We start from the raw sequence: 16,726 nt of genomic DNA on the forward strand, positions 1-16,726 counted from the left end.
CAAGGGGACCAAAGGGGATGCGTGCACCCTATGCCAGCGATCCGGCTCAAAGCCGCGGGCGTCTGATGCCCGAGGATCTGAGCACGTTTCGCACACCGTTCCAGCGGGACCGCGACAGGATCATCCATTCCTCGGCGTTTCGGCGGCTCAAGCACAAGACGCAGGTCTTCGTCGAACACGAGGGCGATTATTTCCGCACCCGCCTGACCCATTCCATCGAGGTGGCGCAGGTGGCGCGCACCATGGCCCGCGCCCTCAACCTCGACGAGGAACTGACCGAAGCCGTGGCGCTGGCCCATGACCTCGGCCATCCGCCCTTCGGCCATACCGGCGAAGACGCGCTTCAGGCCGTGATGGACCCCTATGGCGGGTTCGATCACAACGCGCAGGCCATTCGCATCGTCACCCATCTCGAACGCCATTATGCCGAATTCGACGGGTTGAACCTGACCTGGGAAACGCTGGAAGGGATCGCCAAACACAATGGCCCCGTGCCCGCGCCCGTGCCATGGGCGCTTGCCCATTACACCGCGCGCCATGATCTGGAGCTGGACACCCATGCCAGCGCCGAGGCGCAGGTTGCCGCGATCGCTGATGACGTGGCCTACAACCACCACGACCTGCATGACGGGCTGCGGGCCGAGCTGTTCTCGACCGACGAACTGGCCGAATTGCCGATCCTGGGCGCCTGTTTCGCCGAGGTCGATGCGCGCTATCCCGGCCTCAACTACTATCGCCGACGGCACGAGGCGCTCCGGCGCTTCTTCGGCGTTCTGGTGGAGGACGTGATCGGTCAGGCGCAGGCGACCCTTGCCGATCTGGCCCCCGAGACGGTGCGCGATGTCCGCGAGGCGGGCCGCCCCATCGTGCAATTCTCCGACGCGCTCTTCACCGATCTGAAAGTGATCCGGGACTTCCTGTTCCACCGCATGTATCGCGCCCCCGCCGTGGTCGAGATGCGCGTCGAGGTCACGCGCGTGGTCATGGAGCTTTTTCCGTTCTTCATGGCCCATCCCGAGGAACTGCCCAAGCAATGGCGCAAGGATGTCGAAGACGTCGCGGGCGATGAAACCCAACTTGCGCGGATCGTGTCGGATTACATCGCCGGCATGACCGACCGCTTCGCCCTCCAGACGCATCAGCGGATCTTCGGCGACAAGGGCGTGGAGATCATCCGACCGCTGGAAAACCTCTAGTTACAGGCGCGCGCCCATCTGCAATCGTTGAGCATCCAACGAGATCAGGGAGCGTTCGCATGATGACGAGATCTTTTCTTTTGCGCCTGGCCGGGGCGGCCCTTCTGGTGCCCACGGCTTTGGCCGCCGAGGGGTTCGACGGCAGCTATGAATACGGCTACTGCTCGGGCGAGGCCGATGCCGTGGCGCTGCGGATCGAGGGCGAGACCGTCGCCTATTACGAGACGCCCTGTACCCTGACCGACCCGGTCGCACAGGACGCCCCCGAAGGCGCGGTGCAATACACCTTGACCTGCGATTACGGGTCCGGCCCCAGCCCCGAGACGGTGGTCTTGTCCTTCGACGCTGACGGAAACCTCGTGATGCGCACGGGCGATCTGGAAGATACCTTCGTCTCTTGCGACTAGGCCGGTCTAACCGGCATTGCGTCCACGCAGTTGCCCAACCTGCGGCGAGCGCCACCTTTTTGAGATCATGGAACCGCAACGCTCTCACGGGGTTGGGTTGCATCGGGGCGGGCGATAGGTTCGGCCCGTTCGGTGTAGGGCAAGGGGTAACGGGTATGGTTGATCGAGTGGTTCACGTGATGCCGAAGGGGGCTGTCTGATGGCGGTCACCCCGGCGGATGGCGCCTTGTCCCCCGTCACGGCGCTGGCCCTTGTCGGTGTCGTGGGCGTTGGTGCGCAATGGATCGCGTGGAAACTGCGCCTGCCCGGTATCGTGCTGATGCTGGTCGCGGGCGTTCTGATCGGCCCGGCTTTCGGAGTGCTCGACCCGGCGCGCGATATCGGGCCGCTGACCCAGCCGCTGATCGCCATCGCGGTCGCCGTGATCCTGTTCGAGGGCGGGCTTACGCTAAATTTTAGGTCGCTGTCGGACGCGGCGGTGGGGGTCAAGCGCCTCGTCTTCGTGGGCGCGCCGCTGGGATGGCTCCTGTCGACGCTGGCGTTGCGCTACGGCGCGGGGCTCAGTTGGGAAAGTTCGGCCGTTTTCGGCGGCATCATGATCGTCACCGGCCCGACCGTGATCGCGCCGCTGCTCAGGCAGGCGCGGCTGTCGCGCCGTCCGGCGGCGCTTCTGCAATGGGAGGCGATCGTCAACGACCCGCTCGGCGCGCTTGCCGCCGTTCTGGCCTTCGAGGTCGTGCTGGTCCTCAACAGCGCCACCTCCGTCGGCAGTGCCGCGGGCGAGTTGGTGATGGGCGTGGCCGTGGCCACCATCACGGGCGTTGCGGCGGGCTATGGCCTTGCCCGCGCCTTCCGCCATGGGCAGGTGCCCGAGCATATGAAAGTGCCGGTCCTGTTCGTGTTGTTGATCGCCATCTTCGCGCTCTCGGACTCGGTTTTGCATGAAAGTGGCCTTCTCGCCGTTACCATCATGGGCCTTGTCATCGCCAATGCCGACCTGCCCAGCTACGAGGAACTGCGCCGCTTCAAGGAACACGCGACGATCCTGCTGGTCTCGGGCGTGTTCATCCTGCTGGCGGCCTCGCTCGATTTCTCGGCCCTTGGACGCTTGGACTGGCGCGCGGCGCTATTCGTCGCCGCCGTGGTCTTGGTCGCGCGGCCCCTGACCGTGATGGCCTCGCTCATCGGGTCTGGCATTCCATACCGCGAGCAATTGCTGGTGGCCCTGACCGGTCCACGCGGGGTGGTTCTGGTCGCTGTCGCGGGCCTGTTCGGCGAGCGGCTGGTCCAGCTTGGCGTCGAGGATGGCGCGCTGATCGGCCCGCTGGCCTTCGTGCTGGTGGCCGCGACGGTGGTGCTGCACGGCTTCACGCTCGGCCCCTTCGCCAAGGCGCTGGGCCTGACCGCTGCGGGCACACCCGGTGTGCTGATCGTCGGCGGCTCGCGCTGGACGACCCTTCTGGCCGAGGCGTTGAAAAAGGCCGAGGTGCCCGTGTTGATCGCCGACGCGAACCGCGGCCACCTGCGCCGCGCGCGCGAGGCGGGCATTCCCACCTTCTTCGGCGATGTCCTGTCCGAGGCGGCCGAGCATCGCATCGATTTCGTCGGCTACTCCACCCTGATCGCGGCCACCGACAACGATGCCTACAACACGCTGGTGGCCACCGACCTTGCGCCCGAGATGGGGCGCGAAAAGGTGTTCCAGGTCACGCGCGAGAAAAGCGAACAGGTGCGCCATGCCTTGCCGGCCACGTTGGGCGGGCGGCCCCTGGGGGATGGGGCGACCTATCGCGAGATGGAGTTGCGCGTCTGGCAGGGCTGGCAGTTCCGCCTGACCGGCCTGACCGAGGAATTCACGCTTGAGGATTGGCGCGCCAAGCGGCCCGACGCCATGCTGATCGGCGTGATCGGGGCGGGTGGCGCCCTGCGCCTCGTCGGCCCCGAGGACAAGGTCGAGGCCGGGGCGGGCGCGCGCCTGCTGACGCTGCGACCCGAGGATGCAGGCGAGCAGCCGCCGCCGGACGTGAATGGCAAAAAGGCTGCAGCCGACAGTTGATCGAAACCCGCCCGCGCGGCACCATGGACCCACACCCCTGTTGCCGCCGGAGTGCCGCCATGCGCCGCCTGATCCCCGCTATCGCCTTTGCCGTCATGCCTTTTTCGGCTGCCGCCTTTCCCGCGAACGGCACCTATTATTCCGTCTGCGCCGAGGGCGGCGGGCCGGCCGAGGGCGCGGTCGAGGCCACGCTCACCTTTCCCGAACTGTGCTTCGACGGCGCCTGCTGCGAGCTTTACAACCCCACGCGCCTGCGCCTGCTGGACGAGGAATTCCTCTATGACGGCAATTGCGAGGACGCGGATGGCACGTTCGAGGCGCGCATCTATTTCGGCGAGGGGCCGGAGCCGGACTCGATGGTCGTCGTCCTGCGCGGCCTGGGCGAGACGCTCTATTCCTGCGAAGGGGGCGGGGCCGCCGACCCGGTCCCTGTGAATGATGCCGCCGAAGACGGGGCGGACGATGCCGCCGAAGAGCTTGAAGAGGAGGTCACCGACCAATGAAACTGACGACCGTTGCCGCCATGGCGACCATCCTGTCCTCGACCCTGATGGCCAGCGCACAGCAGGTGGCCCCGGGGCGGTATCATCCCGACAGTTGCCCGGCGGGGATCAGCGACGGCATGGTCACCGTCAGCCCCGGTCGGCTTGAGTTCTGGGAATCCACCTGCCAGCTGACCAACCCCGTCCCGGTGCGGGGGATGGCAGGGGCGATCCTGTTCGACGGTCAGTGCGGCGGCGAAGGTCAAACCTGGACCCGGCGCTACATGATCATGCCCTCGTTCGAGGGCGGCATGGTCCTCGTCGGGGAGCAATGGTCGCGCACCTATGTCTGGTGCGGGCCGTAACGACGCGGCGGGGCGACCTGAGCGTGCGATCCTGTTGAACCCGCCGTGCGGCGTGATAAACCCCGCACAACTCCAAGGGATCTTCCGCCATGAACATCTTCGCCGATATCCGTGCGCTCGTGATCGAGAGCCTTGACGCCATGACCGCCGAGGGCGCGCTGCCCGAGGGGCTGGATACGCGCAACGTGGCAGTCGAACCGCCCCGTGACGCGGCGCATGGCGACATGGCCACGAACGCCGCGATGGTGCTGGCCAAGCCCGCCCAGAAAAAGCCCCGCGACATCGCCGAGGCGCTGGCCGAGAAGCTGCGCGGCGACGCCCGCATCGCCAGCGCCGAAGTGGCGGGGCCGGGGTTTTTGAACCTGCGCCTGTCGGGCGACAGCTGGCGCGCGCAGGTGCGCGCCGCGCTCGAGGCCGGCGCGGGCTATGGCCGGTCCGATCTGGGGCAGGGGCGCAAGGTCAATGTCGAGTTCGTCAGCGCCAACCCCACCGGCCCCATGCATGTGGGCCACACGCGCGGCGCGGTGTTCGGCGACGCGCTGGCCAGCCTGCTGGACTACACGGGCCATGACGTCACCCGCGAATATTACATCAACGATGGCGGCGCGCAGGTCGATGTCCTCGCGCGGTCGGTCTACCTGCGCTATCTCGAAGCGCTGGGCCAGACCGTCGCTTTCGAGGAAGGCACCTATCCCGGCGACTACCTGATCGCCGTCGGCGAGGCGCTGGCCAAGGAAGTGGGCGAACAATGGGTCGACCAGCCCGAGGCCGTCTGGCTGGAAGAGATCCGCGACTACGCCACCGACGCGATGATGGACCTGATCCGCGCCGACCTGAAGGCGCTCGGCGTCGAGATGGACGTGTTCTTCTCGGAAAAATCGCTTTACGGCACGGGGCAGATCGAGGCCGCGATCAAGGACCTCGACGCCAAGGGCCTGATCTATCGCGGCACGCTGGAGCCGCCCAAGGGCAAGACCCCCGAGGATTGGGAGCCGCGCGAACAGACGCTGTTCAAATCCACCGAGTACGGCGATGACGTGGATCGCCCGATCATGAAATCCGATGGCGGCTGGACCTATTTCGCCCCCGACATCGCCTATCACTACGACAAGGTCAGCCGTGGCTTCGACGAATTGATCGACATCTTCGGGGCCGACCACGGCGGCTACGTCAAGCGGATGAAGGCCGCCGTCGCCGCGCTCAGCGCCGAACGCGTGCCGCTCGACATCAAGCTGATGCAGCTGGTCAAGCTCAAGCGCGGCGACCAGGAATTGAAAATGTCCAAGCGCGCGGGCACCTTCGTCACCCTGCGCGACGTGGTCGAGATGGTCGGCGCGGACGTGACCCGCTTCGTCATGCTGACGCGCAAGAACGACGCGCCGCTCGATTTCGACGTGGACAAGGTGCTGGAGCAGTCCAAGGACAACCCGGTCTGGTACGTGCAATACGCCCATGCCCGCATCCACTCGGTCCTGCGCAAGGCCGAGGAGGCGGGGCTGCCCACCGACACGCCCGCCGACCTGTCCGCCATCGCCGATCCGGCCGAGTTCGCGCTGGTCGCCAAGCTCGCCGAATGGCCCCGCCTGGTCGAGATCGCGGCCGAGGCGCATGAACCCCATCGCATCGCCTTCTACCTCTATGACCTCGCGTCGGAATTCCACGCGCTGTGGAACAAGGGCAACGCCAATCCCGCCCTGCGCTTCATGCAGGAGGACGATCCGGCAACAACCGCCGCGAAACTGGCCCTTATCCGGGCCGTGGCGATTGTCATTTCCAACGGTCTTGGTATCTTGGGCGTAACTCCGGTCGAGAAGATGTAAGGCGAAAACGCCACGACGGCCGGGACGAGCAGTCAAGTCACCCCGGCCGGGTCCGTGCTTTGCACACCCGAGGCATGGGGCGCGAAGTTGAGGGCAGGCATGGCGGATATCGATTATTTCGAAGACGACGCGGAGTCTTATCGCGACTACGACGCCTATGGGGAACACCACCCCCAGCGTGGCGCGTCCACGATCGGGACCCTGGTCAACTGGGCCGGGGCGCTTGTGTCGATCGGCCTCGTGGTCGGCCTGGGCGTCTGGGGCTGGCAGTTGACCATGCGCGACGTGTCCGGCGTGCCGGTCGTGCGGGCGCTGCAAGGCCCGATGCGCGTCGCCCCCGAGGATCCCGGCGGCACGCAGGCCCCGCACCAGGGCCTTGCCGTCAATCGCCTTGCCGAAGGGGAGGAGGCCGCGCCGGTGCCCGACCAGCTTGTCCTCGCGCCCCCGCCGGTCCAGTTGCAGGAGCTTGATTTCGACAATGCCTCCGCCGCGGCCGTCGCGGCACCCGCGTCTGAACCCGCCGCGGCCCCTGAGCCCGCGGACCCGTCCGTGCCGGACGCGACGCAGGCCCTGATCGAACGCCTGTTGGCCTCGAGCGTCCCCCTGGACGAGACGCCCCCGGCAGCCGCCGTCACCCCGGAAGAGGGCGTCGAAGCCGAGATCGCAGCCGCCGCGCCGCAGGCCGATCCTGCGCCCGAGCCTGTCGCAACCCCGGCTGTCACGCCCGCCGAGCCGCAATTCGCCGTCATCCCCGCCTCCGTTCCGGGCGTGCGCACCTCGCTGCGCCCGATGATCCGCCCCGCCGGCTTCGCCCGCGCCGTGAACCCCGATGCGCCCGCCGTTCTGGAGGGAACCAGCGCAGACGTGGCGCTGGAGGTCAGCACCCCCGGCGGCACCGGCGTGCGAGAGATCGCCCCCGCCGACCTGCCCGAAGGCACGCGGCTGGTGCAATTGGGCGCCTTCGACACCGCCGAGATCGCGCGCTCGGAATGGGAGCGCCTTTCAAGTCGCTTCCCCGATTTCATGGCGGGCCGCCCGCGCGTGATCGAGGAGGCCTCCTCCGGCGGGCAGCGCTTCTACCGCCTGCGCGCGGCTGGGTTCGACGATCTGGCCGCCTCGCGCCGGTTCTGCGCCGCGCTTGTGGCGCAAGGGGCCGCCTGCATCCCCGTGACGGTTCGCTGACGTGACCACGGCGATGTCGGCCACGATCCTCGGGCCGTCCGGGCCGACCCTCGGGCCGAGTGAACGCGACTTTTTCGCCGAGGTGCAGCCCTGGGGTTTCATCCTTTTCGCCCGCAACATCGAGGATCCCGCGCAACTGCGCGCCCTGACCGAGGATCTGCGAGAGGCCGTGGGCCGCGACGCCCCCGTTCTGATCGATCAGGAAGGGGGCCGTGTGCAGCGCATGCGCCCGCCATATTGGCGGCAATGGCGCCCCGCGCTCGACCAGATGGCGCAGGCCGGGCCGGGCAAGGCCGCCCGCACGATGTATCTGCGCGCGCGCCTCATCGCGCATGAACTGCGCGAGGTGGGCATCGACGTGAACTGCATGCCGCTGGCCGACGTGGCGCGTGACACGACGCATCCGATCCTGCTGAACCGTCTTTATGGCACAACGCCCGACGCGGTGATCGGCGCCGCCCGCGCCGTGGCGGAGGGGCTGTTCGACGGTGGCGTGCTGCCGGTGCTCAAACACCTGCCGGGCTATGGCTTGGGCGAGGTCGACAGCCATCTCGACCTGCCGCGCGTCACCGCCTCGGCGGACGAGTTGCGCAGCACCGATTTCGCGGCCTTCAAACCGCTGGTAGACCTGCCCTTGGGCATGACGGCCCATATCGTCTACGAGGCGCTCGACGAAGAGGTGCCCGCCACCCTCTCGCCCGCCATGATCGAGCTGATCCGCTCCGAGATCGGCTTCACCGGCCTTCTGATGACCGACGACCTGTCCATGGGCGCCTTGCCCGGCCCCATCGGCGAGCGCGCCACGCGGGCGCGGGCCGCCGGGTGCAACCTGATCCTGCATTGCAATGGCGACCGGCCCGAGATGGAGCAGGTCGTGGTCGGCGCGGGCGACCTCGACAGCGCCGAGATCGCCATGGGCGAGGCCGCGCTGGCGCTGCGCAACCGCCGCCAGCCGCTTGACATCGAGGCCGCCGAGGCCGACCTTGCCGACCTTCTGGACGGAGAGGTCTATGGCTGACACGCCGACCCCGGCAAACGACGCGCCCGACTGGGATGCCGTCGCCTCGCGCCGCGCGGCCGAGGCGCTGATCGTCGACGTGGACGGGTTCGAGGGGCCGCTCGACCTGCTCCTGTCGCTGGCGCGCACGCAGAAGGTGGACCTGCGCAAGATCTCGATCCTCGCGTTGACCGAGCAATACCTCGTCTTCATCGAGAAGGCGCGCAAGCTGCGCATCGAACTGGCCGCCGATTACCTGGTCATGGCGGCCTGGCTGGCGTTCCTGAAATCGCGCCTCCTGCTTCCGCCCGACCCGACCGAGGAGGGGCCTTCGGCCGAGGATATGGCGGCCCATCTCGCCTTCCAGCTGGAACGCCTGTCGGCCATGCGCGATTGCGCGGCCAAGCTGATGGCCCGGGACCGCCTTGGCCGCGACCGCTTTCCCCGCGGTGCGCCCGAGGTGATGACCACGGCCAAATCCGTGACCTATACCGCCGGGCTGATCGACCTGTTGCAGGCCTATGCCCGTATCCGCACCCGCGACGATTTCCGCCCCTACGTGATGGACCGCGAAGACGTCTTCACCATGGAGGAGGCGCTGGACCGCCTGCGCCCGCTGGTCGGCTTCGCCGGTGAATGGACCGACCTGATGAGCTACCTTCCCGAGGGCTGGCAGATGGACCCGAAACGCCGCCGCGCCGCCACCGCCGCCCATTTCGCCGCGTCGCTGGAACTGGTGAAGGCCGGCCGCGTCGAGATCCGCCAATCCGAGACCTTCGCGCCCATTCACCTCCGTCGGAGAGAGGAATGACCGAAACACCGCAAACGCCCGAGGACAGCCGCGCGCCGACCGAGGAAAGCCTGTTCCGCGCCCCGCCCCTGGGCGAGCAGGAGCGCATGGTCGAGGCGATGCTGTTTGCCACCGCCGAGCCGCTGTCTGTGTCCGAGATGGCCGCGCGCATGCCCCATGGCTGCGACCCGGCCGAGGCGGTGCAACTGCTGCGCCGCCGCTACGAGGGGCGGGGTGTGGGCGTGGTGCGCGTGGGCGATGCCTGGGCGATCCGCACCGCGCCGGACCTCGGTTTTTTGATGGCGCGTGAAACCGTCGAGACGCGGAAACTGTCGCGCGCCGCGATCGAGACCTTGGCCATCGTCGCCTATCACCAGCCCGTCACCCGCGCCGAGATCGAAGAGATCCGCGGCGTCTCGGTCAGCCGCGGCACGGTGGACCAGTTGATCGATCTGGGCTGGGTGCGGTTCGGCCGCCGCCGCATGACGCCGGGCCGGCCCGTCACCTATGTCGTGACCGAGGGGTTCCTCGACCATTTCGGGCTGGAAAACGCCCGCGACCTGCCGGGGCTGAAGGAACTGCGCGAGGCCGGGCTTCTGGAAAGCCGCCCGCCCGATGCAGAAGGCCCGGAATTGCCGCGGGATCAGACCGGCGACATGTTCGGCGAAGACGGCCCCGAGGCCGAGGATGACGACGACCTCTGACCGCGCAACGTATCGGGGCGGGGGCCTGAATTTCGCCAGATTGGTGTTATATCGCCTCGCAAGAACCGGGGAGACCCCGACAACCAGAGCAGAAGGGGCACCGCCCATGGACCGCATTCTTCACATGATCCTGCGCCCGCTGATCAACAAGCTGGTGCACAAGGGCGTCGATGCCGGGGTCGAACAGATCGCCCGCCGCCGCAATGGCGGGCAGCCCGGCGAAGAACCATCGCCCGAGCAACGCGCCAGCCTGCGCAACACGCAGCGCAACGCGCGGCAGATGATGCGCACCGCACGCCGGTTTACGCGCTTCTGAAGACAGATTCCGCGCGCAAGCTGCTCGGATCGGTGTAGGCTTTCCCTGTTTTACGCGTGAACAGGGGAATTGATTTGTTGAAACACATGATACTTGCCGCCTTCGGGAGCCTCATCTTTGCGGCTTCGGCGCAGGCGAACACGGAATACGATTGCGGCAGCCATGACGGCATTGGCATCCGCGCCACCTATTTCGAGGAAGAGGATGTCGTCGGCGCCGACGTCACCCAACTTGCGACCGGGCAGCAGCGGCGCCTGATCCTGCAACCCGCCGTGTCCGGCAGCGGTATCCGCTATGCCGATCCGGGCTCCGGGGTCGAATTCATCGAGCACCAGGGACAGGCATTCTTCATTGCCGAGGGCGTGCAGTTGTCCTGCCGCGTGGTGGCGACCTCCACCCCCGGCGGCGGCACGATCGGGGTACCGGTTCAGACCTTCGCGGGCTTCTCCTTCGGCGGCAACCTGCGGGCGGGGCCGGGCGTCCAGTTCCAGGACGTGGGCAGCCTGCCCGAAGGCACGCCGGTGACGCTGATCGAGGATTCGGGCCAGTTCTTCAACGGCTTCAGCTTCTGGCTGATCCAGATGCCCAATGGCCAACAGGCCTATCACTGGGGCGGCATCCTGTGTGCGCCGGGCTTCGATCTGCCGGGTGTTTTCAACGACGGTTGCTGATCGCGACCTAACCGCACAAACGAAAAGGGGCGCCAAACCGGCGCCCCTTTCCCTGTTTCGTGACCCGCGATCAGCAGGAGTAGTACATCTTGTACTCGACCGGGTGCGGGCAGTGTTCGAAGGCGTAGACCTCTTCCCACTTGAGCTCCATGTAGCCCTCGATCTGGTCCTTCGTGAACACGTCGCCCTTGAGCAGGAAGTCGTGATCGGCTTCCAGCGCCTCCAGGGCTTCGCGCAACGACGCGCAGACGGTCGGGATGCCGGCCAGTTCCTCGGGCGGCAGGTCGTACAGGTCCTTGTCCGACGGCTCGCCGGGGTGGATCTTGTTCTGGATGCCGTCGAGGCCAGCCATCAGCAGGGCCGCGAAGCACAGGTAGGGGTTTGCCGACGGGTCGGGGAAGCGGGCCTCGACGCGCTTGGCTTTCGGCGATTCCGTCCACGGGATACGGACACAACCCGACCGGTTGCGGGCCGAGTAGGCGCGCAGAACCGGGGCTTCGAAGCCGGGGATCAGGCGCTTGTAGCTGTTGGTGGAGGGGTTGGTGAAGGCGTTCAGCGTCTTGGCGTGCTTCAGGATGCCGCCGATGAAGTACAGCGCCTCATCCGACAGGTCGGCATACTTGTCGCCGGCAAAGAGCGGCTTGCCGTCCTTCCAGATCGACATGTTGACGTGCATGCCGGTGCCGTTGTCGCCCGAGATGGGCTTGGGCATGAAGGTGGCCGACTTGCCGTAGGCATGCGCCACGTTGTGGATGACGTACTTGTACTTCTGCAGCTCGTCGGCCTGCTTGGTGAGGCTGTCGAAGATCAGGCCAAGCTCGTGCTGGCACGAGGCCACCTCGTGGTGGTGCTTGTCGACCTTCATGCCGATCTGCTTCATTGTCGACAGCATTTCCGAGCGCAGGTCCTGCGCCGCGTCGGTCGGGTTGACCGGGAAGTAGCCGCCCTTGATGCCCGGACGATGGCCCATGTTGCCCATCTCGTACTCGGTGTCGCCGTTCCAGGCGGCATCCTGGGCGTCGACCTCGTATGACACCTTGTTCATCTCGACCGAGACGCGGACGTCATCGAACAGGAAGAACTCGGCTTCGGGGCCGAAATAGGCCGCGTCACCAATGCCCGAGGACTTCAGGTAGGCTTCGGCCAGCTGGGCCGTGCCGCGCGGGTCGCGGTTGTAGGGTTCGCCCGTGTCGGGCTCGACGACCGAGCAGTGCAGGCAGATGGTCTTTTCCGCGTAGAAGGGATCGACATAGGCGCTTTCGGTGTCGGGCATCAGTTTCATGTCCGATGCCTCGATGCCTTTCCAGCCCGCGATCGACGAGCCGTCGAACATGAAGCCTTCCTCGAGGAAGTCTTCGTCGACCTGATCGGACATCACCGTGACGTGCTGCAGCTTGCCGCGCGGATCGGTGAAGCGGATGTCGACATAGGCCGCATCCTCATCCTTGATCATCTTCAATACGTTTTCTTTGCTCATCGTGACCTTCCCTTGACGTTTTGGTCGGATCGCCGGGCGCAGGGCCCGAACAGGTTGCAGCATGTGGCCAGCCCTGGCGCGGGCCGACCGCGAAAATCGCTTACAGGGCGTCCTCGTCGGTTTCGCCCGTGCGGATGCGGATGGCGCGGCTGATGTCGGAGACGAAGATCTTGCCGTCGCCGATCTTGTCGGTCTTGGCTGCCGCGATGATCGCCTCGATCGCGGCATCGGCCTGATCGTCGGCCAGAACGACCTCGATCTTCACCTTAGGCAGGAAATCCACCACGTATTCCGCGCCGCGATACAGCTCCGTGTGGCCCTTCTGGCGGCCAAAGCCCTTTACCTCGGTCACAGACAGGCCCTGGATGCCGATCTCCTGCAGAGCTTCCTTCACCTCGTCGAGCTTGAAGGGTTTGATGATCGCCTCGATCTTTTTCATCTTTGGGTGTCTCCTCGCCTTTGACCGCAGCGTGGGCCGCGCGGACCCGTGACACCACTTTGTGACCGGGGCGTCCATCGGCTAGCCTGTTCGTTGGGCAAACCGACGCGGGATTCCGCGAATGGCGATCAAGGATTGAGCATGGCGCACAAAAATACAGCAGTTTTGAATCTCAGGCCCGGGCGAGTCCTGTGACGGGGCTTCTGACCGCCGCACAGATGCGGGATTTCGAGCGCGCCGAGATGGCCGCCGGGCGCGCAGAGGGACTCGCCTTGATGGAGCGCGCCGGGCGCGGGGTGGTGGACGCGATCTTCGCGCGCTGGCCCGACCTGGCCGCCGCCCCGCGCCGCGCCGTGATCTGGTGCGGCCCGGGTAACAATGGTGGCGATGGCTATGTCATCGCCCGCCTGCTGCACGATTGGGGTTGGCAGGTGTCGGTCTGGGCCTTGGGGGACCCGGCCAACCTGCCGCCCGATGCCGCCGAAAACCACCGCCGATGGATCGAACGCGGGGGCGTCCTGTCCCTTGCGGACCTGTCCGAGGCAGAGTTCGCCGCGGTCCGGGCGGCCCCCCCCGATCTGTTTGTCGACGCCGTGTTCGGAACCGGCCTCGCACGCCCGCTGAGCGACGCGTTGAGCCACGCTTTCGCCCAGATGCTGGGGCTGCGCGACAACGAGCCGGGCTTTGCAGCCGTCGCGGTGGACATCCCGTCGGGCCTCTGTTCCGACAGCGGGCGGCGCATGGGCCTTTCGCACGCGTTCGATCTGACCGTGACCTTCCACACGGCCAAGCCGGGGCACTACCTTGCCGATGGCCCCGAGGCGTGCGGCGCGGTCGAGATCGTGGATATCGGCCTGCACCAGCCTGCACCGCCGAGCGATGCGATCCGGCTGGTGACACGCCCCGGTCCGGTCCAAAAACGCGCCGGTCACAAATACGACCACGGGCACGCGCTGGTCCTGGCCGGTCCGATGGGGCGCACCGGTGCGGCACGGATGGCGGCGCGCGCGGCGCTGAGGGTGGGGGCGGGCCTGGTCACCGTGGCCGCGCCCGGATCGGCGATGATGGAATGTGCGGCGCAACTGACCGCGATCATGCTGCGCCGCTGCGACGGGGCCGAGGATCTGGCCGCGCTGTTGGAGGATGGACGGCTGAACGCGCTCTGCCTCGGGCCGGGCCTTGGCGTGGGGCAGGGGACGTGCGCGCTGGTCGGCGCGGCGTTGCAGGACCCGGGGCGCGCGGTCGTGCTGGATGCCGATGCGCTGACCTCCTTCGCCGAGGACCCGTCGGCGCTTTTCACGCAGCTGCACGACCGGGCAGTCCTCACGCCCCACGACGGGGAATTCGCACGGCTGTTCCCCGATCTGTCCGAGCGATTGCGCGGCGAGCCGGACACCGGGCCGGCCTATTCCCGCGTGGATGCCGCCCGCGACGCGGCGGCGCGGGCGGGCGCTGTGGTTCTGCTCAAGGGGCCGGATACGGTGATCGCCGCACCCGATGGATGGGCCGCCATCCATGCCGCCGCTTATGACCGCGCCGCGCCTTGGTTGGCGACGGCAGGGGCCGGCGATGTTCTGGCGGGGTTGATCACGGGGTTGCTGGCGCGCGGTCTCGCGCCCGTCGAGGCCGCGGCATCCGCCGCATGGCTGCATGTCGAGGCTGCGCGCGCCGTCGGTCCTGGCCTGATCGCCGAGGATTTGCCCGAGGCACTGCCGTCCGTTCTGGCGACGCTCTGACCCCGATCAGGCCTTGGCGTTGACCGGTCCGGTCGGCCGTGCGCCCTTCGGCAGCGGATCGGCCGAGGCCAGTTCCAGCCCATCGGCATAGAGGATCTCGGGCTGGCCGAAATAGAGCTGCAGAACCGCCTCCGGCCCATCCTCGACCCAGCGGATATACTGGCCGTCGACCAGCTGTCGCAACTCTGGCGCGGCGGCCTCGCGGCCCCACATCGCCTTGGCCCGCCAGTCGCGGATCAGCACCCGCTGGCCGGGCAGCAGAACCACGTCGCGCTCGGGCTTGCCGCCAAGCGCGTCCTTGCTGACAAGCACACAGGGCGCGCCGGGCCGAAGGCTGCGGCGCAGGATGGCGCGCAGCGGGCGTATCCCGCGCCGCGTGATGATCCTGTCGCCAGCGGAAAGATAGGCGGCGGGGATGATCCCGTCCGCCGTCATGATCTGCGCGTCAGGCGCAACGCCACCGGCCCCCTGGCCGATCCGCAACGCCGACACGGCGCGCGACCCCGAGGCCGCGCCGGTCTGTGATGGGTTCATGGAACCACCTGCTCGATTTTGCGGGCACTCCGTGCCTCGTTCTTTATGGGGCGAGCATAGGGCATCGGGACCGTTCGGCACAGTGTTTTGTGGCGCCGGGCGCAAAACAGGAAAGGAGCGGCGGAACTGGATCGACATGGCGACATCGTCTCCGGGCAGCGGTTCGACCATTGGGGGCGAAGCCTGTCCATTCACCGAACAGGCCAATTGCGCCGAATTCGCGGCAGGGGCGGGGCTGAAATGGGCCTCGCCACCGCCCGAAGGCTCTGCTAAAGACGCCCGCGATGCGGGTGTGGCGGAACTGGTAGACGCACCAGATTTAGGTTCTGGCGCCGCGAGGCGTGGGGGTTCGAGTCCCTTCACCCGCACCAACCTGCCGTGTTGCAGATAAGGGCAGGACGCCGTCCTATCAGCACCCGCGCGACACGGCTGTCCCCAGCAATCCATGCGCTTGCGATGGACGCATCCGGCGCGGGCCGCTATGCAACCCGGCATGAACGTCGCGCCCCCCCGATTTCCCCTGCACCTGCTGATCCGGCCCCGCAACTGGCCGATCCTGCTGCTGCTTGGCGGCGCTTTCGTTGTGGCATGGCTCCCCGAGGGCGCGCGGCGGGCGCTGGCGCGTCCGTTTGGATGGGGCCTGTGGCGCATCAAGCGGTTCCGCCATGTCACGACCCGCAACCTCGAGGTCTGCCTGCCCGAGTTAGACGGCGCGGCCCGTGCGCGACTGGCGCGGGATACAACGCGCCGCTTCGCCCTGTCGCTTCTGCAAAGCCTCAAGGTCTGGATCCGCCAGCATCGCAGGCGCCCGGCCTACCCGTTGGCCCGGATCGACGGGCGGGAGCATCTCGACGCCGCGCTGGCGACGGGGCAGGGGGTGTTGCTGCTCACCGGGCATTACGGCGCGCCCGAGGTGCATGGCAGCCTGACCGGGCAGCTTCCCCTTGGCGGGCGTCGCCTTGTCGGCGTCTACCGTCAGCCAGGGCAGGACGCCGCCGACGCGGTGCTGCGTTGGGCGCGCTCGGGTTATTGCGACGGGATCATCCCCGGCAAGGACATCCGCAGCATCGTGCGCGAATTGCGCTCGGGCAGCGTCGCGTGGTTCGCGCCCGATCTCGAAAAGGCCAGGAAGGGCGCGGTCTACGTGGATTTCTTCGGCGTTCCGGCGGGGACCACCACGGCCACCGCGCGCCTGGCCGGCATGGGGCGGGCCATCGTTCTGCCCGTCCGCTACCGCGAAGACCCCGACGGCGCGCTGGTCTATGACATCCGCCCGCCGCTGGCGGATTTCCCCTCGGACGATATCGAGGCCGACACCCGCCGCGTGAATGCCGCCATCGAGGACCTGATCCGCGACGATCCCGCCCCCTATTGGTGGTGCCTCGAACGCTTCCTGCACCGGCCCGAGGGCGCACCGCCCGTCTACTGACCGCCGAGCCGCGCGCGTCGTGCCCATTCCCCCTTGCACACCTTCCACACGGCACCTAGAAGGGCCCCTGATTTTAAAGACCCAACGCGTGCCGCGCCGGAAAGCCCGGTTGCGGCCCCGATCCC

Annotated in this window: 17 protein-coding genes and 1 tRNA gene; 15 read left to right on the top strand and 3 right to left on the bottom strand. The window is 67.4% G+C overall.

Annotation, left to right across the window (positions count from 1 at the left end):
• The first annotated feature begins 17 nt into the window (after positions 1-17).
• The 12 genes from KUV65_RS00360 (at position 18) to KUV65_RS00415 (ending at position 10,986) form a co-directional block, all read left to right on the top strand.
• Entirely contained in the window at positions 18-1,196 is a 1,179-nt protein-coding gene (locus tag KUV65_RS00360) for a deoxyguanosinetriphosphate triphosphohydrolase (RefSeq protein WP_222186871.1), read from the top strand.
• A gap of 59 nt (positions 1,197-1,255) precedes the next feature.
• The gene (locus KUV65_RS00365) at positions 1,256-1,603 is read left to right on the top strand and encodes a hypothetical protein (protein ID WP_222186872.1); all 348 of its coding nucleotides are present in this window, start codon (positions 1,256-1,258) and stop codon (positions 1,601-1,603) included.
• Between the two features lie 199 nt (positions 1,604-1,802).
• Complete coding sequence (locus KUV65_RS00370) at positions 1,803-3,659, top strand: cation:proton antiporter (protein WP_222186873.1); 1,857 nt, start codon at positions 1,803-1,805, stop codon at positions 3,657-3,659.
• Between the two features lie 59 nt (positions 3,660-3,718).
• Complete coding sequence (locus tag KUV65_RS00375; protein ID WP_222186874.1) at positions 3,719-4,162, top strand: hypothetical protein; 444 nt, start codon at positions 3,719-3,721, stop codon at positions 4,160-4,162.
• The gene (locus KUV65_RS00380; protein WP_222186875.1) at positions 4,159-4,506 is read left to right on the top strand and encodes a hypothetical protein; all 348 of its coding nucleotides are present in this window, start codon (positions 4,159-4,161) and stop codon (positions 4,504-4,506) included. Before KUV65_RS00375 ends, KUV65_RS00380 begins: the two co-directional genes overlap by 4 nt.
• A gap of 89 nt (positions 4,507-4,595) precedes the next feature.
• Positions 4,596-6,326 (top strand): arginine--tRNA ligase, encoded by a 1,731-nt coding sequence (gene argS, locus KUV65_RS00385; RefSeq protein ID WP_222186876.1) that lies wholly within the window; start codon positions 4,596-4,598, stop codon positions 6,324-6,326.
• A 99-nt stretch (positions 6,327-6,425) separates the two neighbouring features.
• Positions 6,426-7,508, top strand: a complete 1,083-nt coding sequence (locus KUV65_RS00390; protein ID WP_222186877.1) for an SPOR domain-containing protein — start codon at positions 6,426-6,428, stop codon at positions 7,506-7,508.
• Positions 7,509-7,521: 13 nt separating this feature from the next.
• On the top strand, positions 7,522-8,526 hold the full coding sequence (locus KUV65_RS00395) for a glycoside hydrolase family 3 N-terminal domain-containing protein (RefSeq protein ID WP_222189515.1): 1,005 nt from the start codon (positions 7,522-7,524) through the stop codon (positions 8,524-8,526).
• Complete coding sequence (locus KUV65_RS00400) at positions 8,519-9,316, top strand: segregation and condensation protein A (protein ID WP_222186878.1); 798 nt, start codon at positions 8,519-8,521, stop codon at positions 9,314-9,316. Before KUV65_RS00395 ends, KUV65_RS00400 begins: the two co-directional genes overlap by 8 nt.
• Positions 9,313-9,999 (top strand): SMC-Scp complex subunit ScpB, encoded by a 687-nt coding sequence (scpB, locus tag KUV65_RS00405; RefSeq protein ID WP_222186879.1) that lies wholly within the window; start codon positions 9,313-9,315, stop codon positions 9,997-9,999. Before KUV65_RS00400 ends, scpB begins: the two co-directional genes overlap by 4 nt.
• Positions 10,000-10,105: 106 nt before the next feature.
• Positions 10,106-10,315 (top strand): hypothetical protein, encoded by a 210-nt coding sequence (locus KUV65_RS00410; RefSeq protein WP_222186880.1) that lies wholly within the window; start codon positions 10,106-10,108, stop codon positions 10,313-10,315.
• A gap of 86 nt (positions 10,316-10,401) precedes the next feature.
• The gene (locus tag KUV65_RS00415) at positions 10,402-10,986 is read left to right on the top strand and encodes an MliC family protein (RefSeq protein ID WP_222186881.1); all 585 of its coding nucleotides are present in this window, start codon (positions 10,402-10,404) and stop codon (positions 10,984-10,986) included.
• Between the two features lie 70 nt (positions 10,987-11,056).
• Here the strand turns inward: KUV65_RS00415 and glnA are convergent, their stop codons facing one another.
• Both glnA and KUV65_RS00425 read right to left on the bottom strand, forming a co-directional pair.
• Complete coding sequence (glnA, locus tag KUV65_RS00420) at positions 11,057-12,463, bottom strand: type I glutamate--ammonia ligase (protein WP_222186882.1); 1,407 nt, start codon at positions 12,461-12,463, stop codon at positions 11,057-11,059.
• 100 nt (positions 12,464-12,563) lie between these two features.
• Positions 12,564-12,902 (bottom strand): P-II family nitrogen regulator, encoded by a 339-nt coding sequence (locus tag KUV65_RS00425; protein WP_222186883.1) that lies wholly within the window; start codon positions 12,900-12,902, stop codon positions 12,564-12,566.
• 218 nt (positions 12,903-13,120) lie between these two features.
• Here KUV65_RS00425 and KUV65_RS00430 point away from each other — a divergent pair, with 218 nt between their 5' ends.
• Positions 13,121-14,638, top strand: coding sequence for an NAD(P)H-hydrate dehydratase (locus KUV65_RS00430; protein ID WP_222189516.1), 1,518 nt, complete (start codon positions 13,121-13,123; stop codon positions 14,636-14,638).
• A 6-nt stretch (positions 14,639-14,644) separates the two neighbouring features.
• Here the strand turns inward: KUV65_RS00430 and KUV65_RS00435 are convergent, their stop codons facing one another.
• Complete coding sequence (locus KUV65_RS00435; protein ID WP_222186886.1) at positions 14,645-15,172, bottom strand: Hint domain-containing protein; 528 nt, start codon at positions 15,170-15,172, stop codon at positions 14,645-14,647.
• A gap of 286 nt (positions 15,173-15,458) precedes the next feature.
• Here KUV65_RS00435 and KUV65_RS00440 point away from each other — a divergent pair.
• Both KUV65_RS00440 and KUV65_RS00445 read left to right on the top strand, forming a co-directional pair.
• Positions 15,459-15,543: transfer RNA gene (locus KUV65_RS00440), tRNA-Leu, on the top strand.
• A 122-nt stretch (positions 15,544-15,665) separates the two neighbouring features.
• Positions 15,666-16,601, top strand: a complete 936-nt coding sequence (locus tag KUV65_RS00445; protein WP_222186887.1) for a lysophospholipid acyltransferase family protein — start codon at positions 15,666-15,668, stop codon at positions 16,599-16,601.
• The last annotated feature ends 125 nt before the right edge of the window (positions 16,602-16,726 follow it).

Origin of the sequence: Maritalea mobilis (assembly GCF_019800885.1) — a bacterium.
Lineage (GTDB): Bacteria > Pseudomonadota > Alphaproteobacteria > Rhodobacterales > Rhodobacteraceae > Roseibacterium > Roseibacterium beibuensis.

Coding starts and splice junctions, on each gene's coding strand:
- KUV65_RS00360 (WP_222186871.1), top strand. CDS start 18: ATGCGTGCACCCTATGCCAGCGATCCGGCTCAAAGCCGCGGGCGTCTG.
- KUV65_RS00365 (WP_222186872.1), top strand. CDS start 1,256: ATGATGACGAGATCTTTTCTTTTGCGCCTGGCCGGGGCGGCCCTTCTG.
- KUV65_RS00370 (WP_222186873.1), top strand. CDS start 1,803: ATGGCGGTCACCCCGGCGGATGGCGCCTTGTCCCCCGTCACGGCGCTG.
- KUV65_RS00375 (WP_222186874.1), top strand. CDS start 3,719: ATGCGCCGCCTGATCCCCGCTATCGCCTTTGCCGTCATGCCTTTTTCG.
- KUV65_RS00380 (WP_222186875.1), top strand. CDS start 4,159: ATGAAACTGACGACCGTTGCCGCCATGGCGACCATCCTGTCCTCGACC.
- argS (WP_222186876.1), top strand. CDS start 4,596: ATGAACATCTTCGCCGATATCCGTGCGCTCGTGATCGAGAGCCTTGAC.
- KUV65_RS00390 (WP_222186877.1), top strand. CDS start 6,426: ATGGCGGATATCGATTATTTCGAAGACGACGCGGAGTCTTATCGCGAC.
- KUV65_RS00395 (WP_222189515.1), top strand. CDS start 7,522: ATGTCGGCCACGATCCTCGGGCCGTCCGGGCCGACCCTCGGGCCGAGT.
- KUV65_RS00400 (WP_222186878.1), top strand. CDS start 8,519: ATGGCTGACACGCCGACCCCGGCAAACGACGCGCCCGACTGGGATGCC.
- scpB (WP_222186879.1), top strand. CDS start 9,313: ATGACCGAAACACCGCAAACGCCCGAGGACAGCCGCGCGCCGACCGAG.
- KUV65_RS00410 (WP_222186880.1), top strand. CDS start 10,106: ATGGACCGCATTCTTCACATGATCCTGCGCCCGCTGATCAACAAGCTG.
- KUV65_RS00415 (WP_222186881.1), top strand. CDS start 10,402: ATGATACTTGCCGCCTTCGGGAGCCTCATCTTTGCGGCTTCGGCGCAG.
- glnA (WP_222186882.1), bottom strand. CDS start 12,463: ATGAGCAAAGAAAACGTATTGAAGATGATCAAGGATGAGGATGCGGCC.
- KUV65_RS00425 (WP_222186883.1), bottom strand. CDS start 12,902: ATGAAAAAGATCGAGGCGATCATCAAACCCTTCAAGCTCGACGAGGTG.
- KUV65_RS00430 (WP_222189516.1), top strand. CDS start 13,121: ATGCGGGATTTCGAGCGCGCCGAGATGGCCGCCGGGCGCGCAGAGGGA.
- KUV65_RS00435 (WP_222186886.1), bottom strand. CDS start 15,172: ATGAACCCATCACAGACCGGCGCGGCCTCGGGGTCGCGCGCCGTGTCG.
- KUV65_RS00445 (WP_222186887.1), top strand. CDS start 15,666: ATGAACGTCGCGCCCCCCCGATTTCCCCTGCACCTGCTGATCCGGCCC.